This window comes from Pseudomonas vranovensis DSM 16006 (assembly GCF_000425805.1).
Taxonomy (GTDB): Bacteria; Pseudomonadota; Gammaproteobacteria; order Pseudomonadales; family Pseudomonadaceae; genus Aquipseudomonas; species Aquipseudomonas vranovensis.
Window position 1 is genome coordinate 217,138 of record NZ_AUED01000004.1, and the last position, 12,637, is coordinate 229,774.

Below are 12,637 nucleotides of genomic sequence, written 5' to 3' on the forward strand. Positions count from 1 at the left end.
GTCGATAGGCAATATTCCGCTCATTGGGGTCAGTTGGGGGCGAGGAAGTCTTCCCGCTGCAGGCCATGGCGCTGCATTTTCTCGTTGAGGGTACGCCGGGGAATCTGCAGCTCTTCCATCACCGCCTTGATCTCGCCCTTGTGCCGGCCCAGGGCTGCACGCAGGCACTGGGCCTCGAAGGCTTCCTGCTGGGCGGCCAATGACTGGCCGGACTCGACCGTAATGACCGGGTCACCCAGGCCCAGCGCGTGGCGCTCGGCGGCGTTGGCAAGCTCGCGCACGTTGCCGGGCCAGTCGTGGCTCAGCAGTCGACCCAGGTGCGCCGCGCTGAGCAAGGGTGCGGTACGGCCCACACGTTCGGCGGCGTTGCGGGCAAAGTGCTCGAACAGCAGGGGAATGTCTTCGCGCCGCTCGCGCAGTGGCGCCAGGCGCAGCTCGGCGACGTTAAGGCGGTAGGCAAGGTCTTCGCGAAAGCGCCCGGCGCGGGCTTCCTCGAGCAGGTCGGGCTTGGTCGCGGCGATGATGCGCAGATCAACGCTGATGCTCTGGTTGGCGCCCAGGCGCTCAAGCTTCTGCTCTTGCAGTACACGCAGCAGCTTGGCCTGCTGAGCCAGGGGCATGCTCTCGATTTCATCGAGAAACACCGTACCGCCATTGGCGTATTCAAGCTTGCCGATGCGCTTGCCCTGGGCGCCGGTGAAGGCGCCGCTCTCGTGGCCGAACAGCTCTGCCTCGAACAACTGCTCAGGGATTGCGGCGCAGTTCAGCGCGACGAAGGGCTTGCCGGCCCGCGGCCCGAAGTCATGCAGGCAGCGCGCGACCTGTTCCTTGCCGCTGCCGGTTTCGCCACGGATCAGCACATTGACCGGCAGGCTGGCCAAGTCCAGCACTTGCCGACGCAGCTGTTGCATACCCTGGGACATGCCCAGCAGGTTCAGTTCCAGGCGCGCCTTGAAGTCGGCCTGCTCGTGCAGGCGGCGGTTGTCCAGGATCAGCTGGCGCTTTTCCAGGGCGCGACGCAGGCTGCCCAACAGGCTTTCCGGGCTGAAGGGCTTTTCCAGAAAGTCATAGGCGCCATTGCGCATGGCCTCGACTGCCATGGGCACGTCGCCATGGCCAGTCAGGAGGATTACCGGCAGATCGGGATCGCGCGCCTGAAGTTGCTCAAGTAGCTGCAACCCGTCCATGCCCGGCATGCGCACATCACTCAGGATGACACCGGGAAAGTGCCCAGGCAGTTGCTTGAGGCAGTCTTCGGCACGGCTGAACAACTGTACGTCGAAGCCCGACAGGCTCAGCCACTGCTCCACGGCAGTACGGATGCTGGCTTCATCATCGACAACCATAACCGAATTGAACATCAAGTCTCCGGATCGCAGGGCAGGGTAAGGCTGAAGCAAGCGCCGCCGGGTTGGTTCTCCACCGTCAGGCGCCCGCCGGCTTCATGAATGATGCCATAGGATATCGCCAGGCCCAGGCCTAGGCCTTCACCTACAGGCTTGGTGGTGAAGAACGGGTCGAAGACCTTGGTCAAATGTTCGGCGGGGATACCACCGCCACTGTCGAGCACACTCAGGCGCCACTGCTCGTCCTGGGCTTCGATGCGGATCTCCAGACGTTTGTAGCTTTTGCCGACCATGGCATCCAGGGCATTGCGCATCAGGTTGATCAGCACCTGCTCAAGGCGGATCGCATCGCCGCGGACCCAGGCCGGGCGGGCCAGGTACAGGGCCACGTCCACCTGTTCGGCACGAATGCGCGCATCGAGCAACTGCAACGACTGGTCGACCACGGTGGCCAGGTCCAGGCGCTCGCGCAGGCCGCTGGGGCTATTGCGGGCGAAAGTTTTCAGGTGGCCGGTGAGTGCTGCCATGCGTGTGAGCATTTGCTCCAGTGGCTCCAGGGCCTGGCGAGCTTCGTCATAGCGCTGGTTGTCGAGCAGCAGGCGCAAGGTCGCCAGTTGCATGCGCTGGGTGGTCAGCGGCTGGTTGATTTCATGGGCCAGGGCCGCCGACATCTGCCCGAGGGCGGCAAGCTTGGCCGATTGCACCAGACCTTCCTGGGCCGTGCGCAAGTCGCGGGTACGTTCCTCGACCAGGCGCTTGAGCTCTTCGCGGCTGCGCTGGCGCAGGCGGGCCAGGCGCAGCCGCTGGCTGATGAACAACAGGGCGAACACCAGGCTCAGCCACACCGCCGCCGCAGCGAGGGCTGCATTGCGACCGTCGTCGCTGACCTGCGGCTTGCGCAGCAGGTGCAGGGTCCAGCCCTCGGCTTCCAGTGGCAGGCTTTCCCACAGGTATTCGGTGCTGCCTCCAGGCCCTTGCACGCGGGTCAGGGTGCTGTGCTCGTTGAAGCGGCTGAGCACCTGATGCTGCAGCGGCACCAGAGGTTGCTTGTCGTACTGGCGGGTAGCGGCAAGTTCGGCGTGGTCGGCGCTGCTCAAGGGCTTGAGTTCGCGATAGCGCCAGCCGTCCTGGTTGGCGATGAAAATGATCCCGCGGGCATCGCTGACCAGCAGGATGTCGGTGCCCTGGCGCCATTCGCGCTCAAGCTCCGGGAATTCCAGCTTGACCACCATGGCGCCGAGAAAGCGGCTGTTTTCATCCATCACCGCGCTGGATAGAAAGTACCCTGGCACGCCACTGGTCACGCCCACGGCATAAAAGCGCCCGCTGCCTTGGCTGCGGGTCTGCTTGAAGTAGGGGCGAAAGCCGTAGTTGGAGCCGACGTATGTGCTGGGCAAGCGCCAGTTACTGGCTGCCACTGCCAGGCCGGTGCGGTCGAGCAGCTCCAGGGTCGAGGAATTGGCCGCACCGTTGATGCGTTCAAGCTTGCGGTTCAAGGCGTCCTGCACCGGGCCCTCGACCGGGCCCTTGAGGGCGCTGATCAGCTCCGGGTCCAGGGCCAGCACGGCGGGCAAGGCGCGGTAGCGTTCGATCAAGGTATGCAGCGAGGTGGCGTACAGGCTCAGTTGCTGGCTGGCGCGCCCGGCATCGTCGACCATCGACTGGCGCTTGGCGTGGTGCATGGCCCAGCCAGCCGTGAACAGGGTGCCTGCGAGAATGAATAAAACGATCAGCCCCAGACGCAGGGCGCGAAAGGAATAAGGCATGGTGCAAGTCCCGGCGGTTCGGGAAGGCCTCCTGGCCTTCCCTTGGAGCGTGGCAACGGTTTACAGCAGTTCGAAACGTTGTTGCTGCACGGCTTGAGAGTCCAGCCCGACCTGGACGTTGAACTCGCCAGGCTCGGCTGCCCATTGCAACTGGGTGTTGTAGAACTTCAGGTCATCTTCACTGAGGGTGAAGCGCACGGTGCGTTCTTCGCCAGCCTTGAGCATGACCTTCTGGAAGTTCTTCAGCTCCTTGACCGGGCGGCTCATGGAGGCGGCGATGTCTTGCACATACAACTGCACCACGGTTTCGCCGTCACGTTTGCCGGTGTTCCTCACCTGGATGCTGGCTTCGAGGGTCTGGCCTTTCTTCAGGGTCTTGCTCGACAGGGTCAGCGCCGACAGGCTGAAGTCGCTGTAGCTCAGGCCGTAGCCGAAGGGGTACAGCGGGCCATTGGGCTCCTCGAAGTACTGCGAAGTGTAGTTGCCAGGCTTGCCCGGGGTGAAGGGGCGGCCAATGCTCAGGTGGTTGTAGTACATCGGGATCTGCCCGACCGAGCGCGGGAAGGTGATCGCCAGCTTGCCCGAGGGGTTGTAGTCGCCGAACAGGACATCGGCGATGGCGTTGCCGCCCTCGGTACCGCTGAACCAGGTCTCGAGGATGGCGTCGGCTTGCTCACGCTCCCAGGTCAGCGACAGCGGACGGCCATTCATCAGCACCAGCACCAGCGGCTTGCCGGTGGCCTTCAGGGCCTTGATCAGTTCGCGTTGGGCCGCCGGGATTTCCAGGGAGGTACGGCTGGAGGACTCGTGGGACATGCCACGCGATTCGCCAACCACAGCCACGACCACATCCGACTGCTTGGCAGCCTTGACCGCTTCGTCGATCAACACGGCGGCAGGACGTGGGTCGTCGACGATTTCCGGGGCATCGAAGTTGAGGAAATTCAGGTAATCGAGGATGGCCTTGTCGTGTGTGACATTGGAGCCCTTGGCGTAGATCACCTTGGCCTTGTCGCCCAGCACCTGGCGCATGCCTTCGCGCACGGTCACCGACTGGGCCGGACGCCCGGCGGCGGCCCAACTGCCCATCATGTCGATGGGGGCGTCGGCCAGCGGGCCCACCAAGGCGATGGTGCCCGCTTTTTCCAACGGCAGGGTCTGCTCGCGGTTTTCCAGCAGCACCAGGCTGCGGCGGGCCACATCACGGGCTTCGGCGCGGTGCAGGCGGCTGTCGGCGTAGGTGTCGGCCGGGTCTTCGCTGGCCACGCCGATGCGGCGGTACGGGTCGGCGAACAGGCCCATGTCGTACTTGGCACCGAGCACTTCACGCACGGCGTTGTCGATGTCGGCCTGGTCGATTTCACCGGCCTTGAGCAGGCTGGCCAGTTCCTCGCCGTACAGCGAGTCGTTCATGCTCAGGTCGATGCCGGCCTTGATCGCCAGTTTGGCGGCTTCGCGACCGTCGCGGGCCACGCCATGACGCACCAGCTCGGTGATCGCGCCGTGATCGCTGACGGTCACGCCTTTGAAGCCCCAGTCCTTGCGCAGCAGATCGTTCATCAGCCAGGTGTTGGAGGTGGCCGGTACGCCGTTGATCGAGTTCAGGGCAACCATCACGCCACCGGCGCCGGCGTCGATGGCCGCGCGGTAGGGGGGCAGGTAGTCGTTGAACATCTTGGTCGGGCTCATGTCGACGGTGTTGTAGTCGCGCCCGCCTTCCACTGCACCATACAGGGCGAAGTGCTTGACGCTGGCCATCAGGCTGGTGGGCTCTGCCGGGCTTTTGCCCTGGAACGACTCGACCATCACCTTGGAGATGCGCGAGACCAGGTAGGTGTCTTCACCGAAACCTTCACTGGTACGGCCCCAGCGCGGGTCGCGGGCAATGTCGACCATCGGTGCGAAGGTCATGTCGATGCCGTCGGAAGCCGCTTCCAGTGCAGAAACCCGGCCGACCTTGGCGATTGCGTCCATATCCCAGCTCGACGCCAGGGCCAGGCTGATCGGGAAAATGGTGCGGTGGCCGTGGATCACGTCGTAGGCGAAGAACATCGGGATCTTCAGGCGGCTACGGCCCGCCGCGTCCTGCATCGGACGGTTTTCGGCGCGGGTGATCGAGTTGAACGTGCCGCCTATGCGCCCGGCGGCGATCTCCTTGCGGATCATCTCGCGGGGCATTTCCGGGCCGATGCTGATCAGGCGCAACTGGCCGATCTTTTCGTCCAGGGTCATCTGCTGCATGAGGTCGGCGATGAACGCCTGTTTGTTCTTCAGTGGCGCGGCAGGGGTATCGGCAAACGCCGACTGACTGGCCAGGCTGACAAGAAGGCCCAGCAAACACAGCTTGTTCATTGAATTCAGTTCTCGAGGCTTGCGGCAGTGTTCACGGTAATACTGCCCGGCCGAAGTTGGGGAAGCGGCTATTGTTGTAGTTTGCTGGGGCATCTTTTAGCCGATCGGGCCATTACGATCCAGCGGCGGTGACGGATTATGCCTCAAGTACGATGACTCACGCTGATCAAGGAGCAAGGCCACTATGCAGGTAATCCAGTTCAAGGGCATCAGGGTGGGGCTGTTGCTGATGCTCGCAAGCCTTGTGTCCGGTTGCGGGATCAACAACATTCCCAACTACGACGAACAGGTCAAGGCGGCCTGGGCCCAGGTACAGAACCAGTACCAGCGCCGTGCCGACCTGATTCCCAACCTGGTTGAAACAGTCAAAGGTTATGCCAAGCAGGAGCAGGAAACCCTGACCGCGGTCATCGAAGCGCGGGCCAAGGCGACTTCGATCCAGGTCGATGCCAGCACCCTGGACGATCCGCAGAAGCTGCAGCAGTTCCAGCAGGCGCAGTCGCAGCTGACCGGGGCGCTGAGCCGGTTGATGGTGGTGTCCGAACGCTACCCGGACCTCAAGTCGAACCAGAACTTCCTGGCCCTGCAGTCGCAACTCGAAGGCACCGAAAACCGTATTGCCGTGGCGCGCAAGGATTTCATCGCCGCCGTGCAGCGCTACAACACCGAGATCCGCACCTTCCCGGGCCGGTTGTGGCACACCGTTATGTACAGCAGCCTGCCGCTGCGGGAGAATTTCGAGGCCACTGCCAGCGACGCCGACAAAGCCCCTGAAGTGAAATTCTGATGCGCCTGGTGCATCTGGCGCTGCTGCTGGCGCTGCTCGTCGTCACGCCGTTGCGGGCCGATCCCACTTTTCCGGCCCTGACGGGGCGCGTGGTCGACAATGCGGGCCTGCTCGATGCCGGGAGCCGCAGTCAGCTCGAACGCATGCTGACGGCCCACGAACAGGCCACCACGGAACAGGTCGTGGTGGTGACGGTCGATGACCTGCAGGGCTTGCCCATTGAAGACTTCGGTTATCAGTTGGGGCGTCATTGGGGCATCGGCCAGAAGGGCAAGGACAACGGTGCGCTGTTGATCGTCGCTCCCAAGGCGCGCAAGCTGCGCATCGAAGTCGGTTATGGCCTGGAAGAGCGCCTGACCGACGCCCAGGCGTCCGTCATCATCAACGGCATCATCACCCCGGCGTTCAGGCGCGGGGAGTTCAGCCTGGGTATCGTCCAGGGAACGGCGGCCATCCTCCAGGTACTGGGCGGCAATCCGCTGGCCGAGCCGTCACGGGCCCAGGGCGGTGGTGGCGGGGAAGAGGCGCCTGGTTGGTCCATAGGCCTGTTCATCATGCTGATCGTGATCGTCTTTGCCTTGCAGTCCATGGGCCTTGGCGGCAGTGGCCGTGGCGGTCGGGGCGGCATGGGCGGCGGATTCGGCGGTGGTTTTGGCGGTCTTGGTGGCGGCCGCGGGGGAGGTGGTGGCGGCTTCGGTGGTGGCGGCGGTGGCTTCGGCGGTGGCGGGTCCTCCGGTGGCTGGTAGAACAATAATCAAGGAGAACACCTGCGTATGACTTTGCTCAGTGAACACGAACAGCGCCAGGTCGCCGAGGCAATCGCCCAGGTCGAGCGGCACACCGACGCGGAGCTGGTCACGGTGCTGGCCAGTCGCGCCGACGACTATGCCTATATCCCGTTGCTCTGGGCCAGCCTGCTCGCTTTGCTGGTGCCGGGCCTGTTGTTCTACCTCACTGGCGGGTTCAGCGTTAACAGCCTGTTGATTGTGCAGTGGCTGACCTTTCTTGCGCTGTGCCTGCTGTTTCGCATCCCTAGCCTCACCACCCGCCTGATCCCACGTTCCGTGCGCCACTGGCGCGCCTCCAACCTCGCCCGGCGACAGTTCCTCGAACAGAACCTGCACCATACGGTGGGCAGTACCGGGGTGCTGATTTTTGTCAGCGAGGCTGAGCGCTATGTCGAGATCCTGGTGGATGAGGGCATCTCCCGGCACCTGGACAACGAGGTGTGGGAAGGTATCGTCAAGCGCTTTACCGAGCAGGTGCGCCAGGGCCAGACCGTGCAGGGTTTTGTCAGTTGCATCGAAGCCTGTGGCGAGCTGCTCAGCCAGCATGTGCCCCTGACTCATGAGCGCAACGAACTGCCCAACCGCCTAGTGGTGCTGGCCTGAGCCAGGAACGCTGATCGACAAAAGCTGGGCGCGGGCCGGTCATCCACGTAAAATGCCTGCCATTGCGCCTAGCCGCTCCCTCCGCAACCCGAGGCACCCACCCCCGATGTCCGATACCTCCACCGCCCAGGCCGCGCCGGATGCCCGTGCGCAGTTTCTGAGCCTGCTCGCCACCAGCCTGCAACAGAATGCCCTGATCAAGCTGGTGCTGGCGCGCCATGTCGGCACCGACGAAGCCCTGCAGCGGATCATCGCCAAGCCGCTGACGGTCAAGGGCGAGGCTTGCCTGTCACTGGTCTACCGCTACAAGACCCGCGACATCACCCGCAACTTGCCCAATGATGAAGCCCTGGCGCTGGTGGCCGAGCTGCTGCCGGGTTCATTTCGCAATGCGCACCTGCTGAGCTTGAGCGACGAGGCGCAATTGGAGTTCAGCAAGAAGGGCAAGCCGATGCTCCACAGCAAGGCCGTGCAGCAAGCGCTGCAGGCCCCGGCAGGCGAGCACGACCGGGAGAAAAAGCGCTACCTGGAGCTGAGCCGGCCGTTTCTCCACGACCTGGGCGTGACCGACAAGCAGCAGGCGCTGATTCCGTCGATGTCGCGCAAGTGGAAGCAGATCAACAAGTTCATCGAGGTGTTTTCTCACGCGCTGGCTTCAGCGCCGCTGGCGGCGGATCAGCCGCTGCGTGTGGCGGATTTTGGCTCGGGCAAGGGGTACCTGACCTTCGCCATCCACGACTACCTGCGCAACAGCCTGCAGCGTGAGGCCCAGGTCACCGGCGTCGAATTGCGCCAGGACATGGTCGAGCTGTGCAACGCCGCCGCCGCGCGCCTGGAGCATCCGGGGCTGGTGTTCGAGTGCGGCGATGTGCGCAGTGTGGTGCCCAGTGCCATCGAGGTGATGATCGCCTTGCATGCATGTGACATCGCCACCGACTATGCGATTCACACCGGCATCCGCTGTGGCGCGGCCATCATCATGTGTTCGCCGTGCTGCCACAAACAGGTCCGCCCACAATTGCAAACCCCGGGGTTGCTCAAGCCGATGCTGCAATACGGCCTGCACCTGGGCCAGCAGGCCGAAATGCTCACCGACAGCCTGCGTGCGCTGTACCTGGAAGCCTGTGGCTACGAGACCAAGGTGTTTGAGTTCATCTCCCTTGAGCACACCAACAAGAACAAGATGATCCTGGCGGTGAAGCGCAAGGCGCCGGTGGACTCGGCGGCGTTGCTGGAAAAGATCCAGCAGTTGAAGGAATTCTATGGCGTCAGGGAGCATTGCCTGGAGACGTTGTTGCAGGCCGATGGCTTGATCGACGCTCGGACCTGAGTTGTTTTGTAGCCGCTGCCGCCAGGCTGCGATTGGGCGCGAAGCGGCCACAAACCTTGGCCAGTGAGCGACTGCTACGCAACCGATCGCAGCCTGGCGGCAGTGGCTACAGTGTCGGTGCTGTCAGGTGGTCTGCGCTGCCGGGTACACACGGGTCTTGCGCCCCAGCACCACGGTGCCGATCACGCCCGCCGCAAACACCCAGGTAATCGGCTCGACCTGTTCACCAAAGAACAGCGCCGAAAAGGCGATGGTGAAGAAGATCTGCAGCAACTGGATCTGGCTTACCCGCGCAATCCCGCCCAGCGCCAGCCCCGCATACCAGGCAAAGAAGCCAATGAATTGCGAGAACAGCGACACATAGCCAAACGCCCCCCAGGCCTTGGCACTCACTGGCCCTTGATGCTGCAAGGCCAAGTACACCACCGGCCCAAGCAACAGCGGCGCCGACAGCACCAGCGCCCAGCAGATCACCTGCCAACCACCCATCTCCCGCGCCAGCCTGCCGCCTTCGGCATACCCCAGGCCGCCGACGGCAATTGCCGCCAACATCAGCAGGTCGCCGGCCTGGATCTGTCCTGCGCCCATGATGACTGCGTACACCAACACCAGCGCACTGCCCAGTGCCGCGCAGGCCCAGAAGGCTTTTGACGGGCGTTCATGGGACAGCCACGCCGCATAGAAGGCCACGCACAGCGGTTGCAGGCCGTTGACCAGGGCGCCATGGGAGGCCGGTACGCTCTGCATGGCCCAGGCCGACAACACCGGAAAGCCAAGGATCACGCCCAGCGCTACCAGGCTCAGGCCCTTGATCTGCTGCCAGGTCGGCCACTTTTCCCGCCGCCACAGCAGCAGCGCCGCCGCCGGAATCGCCGCCAGCAGGGCGCGCCCAAGGCCGTTGAGCAGGGGGTGCAGTTCCTGCACGACGATGCGGGTCATGGGCAGGGTCAGGCTGAAGATAATGACACCGAGAAGCCCAAGGACCATCCCGGTGTTTTCGCGGCTGGACATGGCAAACGCCTGTGGCGGGTAAGTGGTTCCATTGAGCCACAGGCGACGCCGATGATCTTGTTACAGTTGGTCACAAGTTCATCCGTACAGTTCGCGCTGCCTAAAAGAAACGAGTGATGCTGACCTTGGCGTTGCGACCCTGGCTGTAAGCGTATTCACCGCTGAGTTCGGAGCGATAGTCATTGTCGAATAGGTTGTCGACGGTGAAGTTGACCTCGGTGCCCTTGAGGTATGGCTGCCGGGGCTTCCAGTTGGCGAACAGGCCGTGGATCTCGTAGTCATCGTTTGCGTAGTGGTCGTAGTAGCGGTCACCCAGGGCACTGCCCGGGCCTTCGCGGTAGTTGTCGCTGGGCAGGCGGTCGGTCTTGCGCACGAACTGCGCCTGCCAACCCACCTTGGCATCCCAGCTGGGGATCTTCACACCCAGGGTGGTGATCCACTTCGGCGCGGGAATGTCCTTGGCCCATACGTCTGGCCCCCAGGGGTTGGTGTAGGCCCCTTCATGGCGGCCGGTGATCCACGAGTACGACACCGAGCCGAACAGGTAGGTCGAGTCGTAGAAGCTTTCAACCTCGAAACCCTTGATGGTCACGCTCTTGATGTTGCGGTAGTTGGACATCAAGCCCCCACCGCAGGACTTGGAAATGCTCTCGCCAGTGACCAGTTGCTCCGGGCAACCGATGCCGGTGGCCTTGAAAATCTCGTCCTTGATCTCGTTGCGAAACAGGGTGGTGCGGATCTGCACACTGTCTCGGTCGGTGAAGACGTCGGACAGGTTGGTGATGTTGCCGGCGCGCAGGGCGGTGATGCGCTCGGGGTCCAGGTTGCGGCTGCTGGCGGTGCGGCTGCCGATGCCCTGGACTTCGTATTGTTCATCCAGCACTGGGGCGCGCCAGGTCTTGCTGTAGTCGGCGAAGAATGCCGTCTGCTCGCTGGCCTTCCAGAACACCGACAGGCGCGGCGACCAGCCGCTGTAGGTTTTCTCGCTGTAGTCGTGGCCCATCTTCGGATCGTTGTAGTACGGCGCCTGGTTTTCCTTGCCCTTGTTGGCGACGTGGTCGTAACGCAGGGACGGCGTGATGGTCACTTCACCGAGGGTGATGGCGTCCTGGATGAAGTAGCCCTGGCTGTCGACGCTGCCACTGGGCATGAAGTACGGCTGATAGCGACCGTAGTTGTATTTGGGGACGTCATAGGTTTTGCCCGGCATCCACATCTGCGTGTCGCGCTCGTGGCGGCGCACTTGGAAACCTGCAGAGAGCGCATGTTCCAGCGGGCCGGTAGAAAACAGGCTGGTGTTGCGCACGTCGAGCATCTGGTCGGTGTACTCGGTGTCCATCTTGCGCCCGCCGGTGGCCGGCTGGAAGAACGCAGTTTCGTCACGCTCGTCGGTCTGCTCGGTATCCGACACCGAGTACTTCACCTGCAGGTCTACCAGCGGGTTTTCGATGGGTTGGTACTTGTAGGTGGTCGACCAGGTGGTGTCGGTGGTAGTGCGATTGGCCAAAAAGCGCTTGAGGGCGTTTTCGTAGCCGTACTTGTCGATGTCGGACTGAGTCGGCGGCGTCGGGTAGGACGTGGACGAGAACGGTGCCCAACGTTCGCTTTCCGAGCGCGACCAGGAAAACCCCAGGCTGTGCTCGTCGGTCAGGTGCAAATTGAACTTGAGTAACGCGCCGTCCAGGTCCAGGGCGCTGTTGGGCAGGCGCTTGGGGTTGATCGGGTAATCGTTCTCGGGGTCGGGCAGGGTGCCGGCCAGTTTCATGTCGTCGCCGTCGCGCTTGGTCAGGTAGACCAGGGCATCCATGCGGCCATCGTCGGTGCGGCCGAACAGGGCCGAGCTGTAGACTTGCTGATGGTCGTTGCTGGCATAACCGTACTTGACCATGGCGCCGCTGTTGCGGCCTTCCTGCAACAGGTCCGGGGCATCCTTGGTGGTCATGTTGACGCTGCCGCCAAAGCCGCCGTTGCCGGTGTAGATCGAGTGCGGGCCCTTTTCGACCTCGATGCTCTTGATCAGCTCCGGCTCGATGAACACGGTGCCCTGTTGATAACGCTCAAAGCCGCTCTTGGTGGCGCCGTCGACGGTCATCGGCACGTCTTCGGCGTCACCCAGGCCCCAGATGTTGATGGTCTGGCCGCCGGGCTTGGCCGAACCGCCCATGTTCACACCGGGCAGGGTTGAGAGCACGCTGGGAATGTTGCTGGGTTGGTAGCGGTCGATCTCTTCCTGGGTCAGGGTCGAGCGGCCGACGGTGCTCGGGTCCACTTGCTGGCCATCGCCAACGATGCTCAAGGCGCCGAGTTGGATACCGTTGTCGGCGGTCGGGTCGTCTTCGCGCAGGCGTACCACATAGGTGCTGCCGACCTTGACCACGGCGAAGCGGCTGTTGCGCAGCAGTTGGGCGATGGCGTCCTCGGCCTCGAAAGCACCCTTGAGTGCCGGGGCCTGCACACTGCGCAGCAACGTTTCGTCGAACAGCAATTGCACCTTGGCCTGCTGGGCCAACTGGCTCAGCGAGGCGGCCAGCGACTGTGGCGGCAGGTTGAGCGCCACCGGCGCCGCCTCGGCCTGCAGGCTCAGGGCCAGGCAGGCTGCCAGCAGCGATGGACGGGCAGACAACGGTGTGAACGAACGAAACGCAGACAACATG

At 63.3% G+C, this 12,637-nt stretch carries 9 protein-coding genes; 4 read left to right on the forward strand and 5 right to left on the reverse strand.

Features of this window, described 5'->3' with window-relative positions:
• Positions 1–29 precede the first annotated feature (29 nt).
• From H621_RS0110690 to bglX, 3 genes are read right to left on the reverse strand one after another with little or no spacing between them, the layout of a single operon-like run.
• Positions 30–1,361: a sigma-54-dependent transcriptional regulator gene (locus tag H621_RS0110690; protein ID WP_028943392.1), complete on the reverse strand. Its 1,332-nt coding sequence runs from the start codon at positions 1,359–1,361 to the stop codon at positions 30–32.
• Entirely contained in the window at positions 1,361–3,112 is a 1,752-nt protein-coding gene (locus H621_RS0110695) for a sensor histidine kinase (RefSeq protein WP_028943393.1), read from the reverse strand. The genes H621_RS0110690 and H621_RS0110695 overlap by 1 nt, the downstream gene beginning before the upstream one ends.
• Before the next feature lie 60 nt (positions 3,113–3,172).
• Positions 3,173–5,464, reverse strand: coding sequence for a beta-glucosidase BglX (bglX, locus tag H621_RS0110700; protein WP_028943394.1), 2,292 nt, complete (start codon positions 5,462–5,464; stop codon positions 3,173–3,175).
• A 184-nt stretch (positions 5,465–5,648) separates the two neighbouring features.
• On the opposite strand from bglX, the gene H621_RS0110705 reads away from it, so the two are divergent.
• From H621_RS0110705 to H621_RS0110720, 4 genes are all read left to right on the forward strand, one after another.
• The gene (locus H621_RS0110705; protein WP_036989687.1) at positions 5,649–6,251 is read left to right on the forward strand and encodes a LemA family protein; all 603 of its coding nucleotides are present in this window, start codon (positions 5,649–5,651) and stop codon (positions 6,249–6,251) included.
• The gene (locus H621_RS0110710; RefSeq protein WP_028943396.1) at positions 6,251–6,997 is read left to right on the forward strand and encodes a TPM domain-containing protein; all 747 of its coding nucleotides are present in this window, start codon (positions 6,251–6,253) and stop codon (positions 6,995–6,997) included. The genes H621_RS0110705 and H621_RS0110710 overlap by 1 nt, the downstream gene beginning before the upstream one ends.
• Before the next feature lie 27 nt (positions 6,998–7,024).
• Positions 7,025–7,642: a TPM domain-containing protein gene (locus tag H621_RS0110715; protein WP_028943397.1), complete on the forward strand. Its 618-nt coding sequence runs from the start codon at positions 7,025–7,027 to the stop codon at positions 7,640–7,642.
• A gap of 106 nt (positions 7,643–7,748) precedes the next feature.
• The gene (locus tag H621_RS0110720) at positions 7,749–8,972 is read left to right on the forward strand and encodes a class I SAM-dependent methyltransferase (RefSeq protein WP_028943398.1); all 1,224 of its coding nucleotides are present in this window, start codon (positions 7,749–7,751) and stop codon (positions 8,970–8,972) included.
• Positions 8,973–9,095: 123 nt separating this feature from the next.
• Here H621_RS0110720 and H621_RS0110725 read toward each other — a convergent pair whose 3' ends face one another.
• Entirely contained in the window at positions 9,096–9,983 is an 888-nt protein-coding gene (locus H621_RS0110725) for a DMT family transporter (RefSeq protein WP_028943399.1), read from the reverse strand.
• Between the two features lie 100 nt (positions 9,984–10,083).
• The gene (locus H621_RS0110730; protein WP_036989689.1) at positions 10,084–12,636 is read right to left on the reverse strand and encodes a TonB-dependent receptor; all 2,553 of its coding nucleotides are present in this window, start codon (positions 12,634–12,636) and stop codon (positions 10,084–10,086) included.
• Between the last annotated feature and the right edge of the window lies 1 nt (position 12,637).

Excerpts from the sequence above, each read along its gene's own strand:
- H621_RS0110690 (WP_028943392.1), bottom strand. The coding sequence starts at position 1,361 with ATGTTCAATTCGGTTATGGTTGTCGATGATGAAGCCAGCATCCGTACT.
- H621_RS0110695 (WP_028943393.1), bottom strand. The coding sequence starts at position 3,112 with ATGCCTTATTCCTTTCGCGCCCTGCGTCTGGGGCTGATCGTTTTATTC.
- bglX (WP_028943394.1), bottom strand. The coding sequence starts at position 5,464 with ATGAACAAGCTGTGTTTGCTGGGCCTTCTTGTCAGCCTGGCCAGTCAG.
- H621_RS0110705 (WP_036989687.1), top strand. The coding sequence starts at position 5,649 with ATGCAGGTAATCCAGTTCAAGGGCATCAGGGTGGGGCTGTTGCTGATG.
- H621_RS0110710 (WP_028943396.1), top strand. The coding sequence starts at position 6,251 with ATGCGCCTGGTGCATCTGGCGCTGCTGCTGGCGCTGCTCGTCGTCACG.
- H621_RS0110715 (WP_028943397.1), top strand. The coding sequence starts at position 7,025 with ATGACTTTGCTCAGTGAACACGAACAGCGCCAGGTCGCCGAGGCAATC.
- H621_RS0110720 (WP_028943398.1), top strand. The coding sequence starts at position 7,749 with ATGTCCGATACCTCCACCGCCCAGGCCGCGCCGGATGCCCGTGCGCAG.
- H621_RS0110725 (WP_028943399.1), bottom strand. The coding sequence starts at position 9,983 with ATGTCCAGCCGCGAAAACACCGGGATGGTCCTTGGGCTTCTCGGTGTC.
- H621_RS0110730 (WP_036989689.1), bottom strand. The coding sequence starts at position 12,636 with ATGTTGTCTGCGTTTCGTTCGTTCACACCGTTGTCTGCCCGTCCATCG.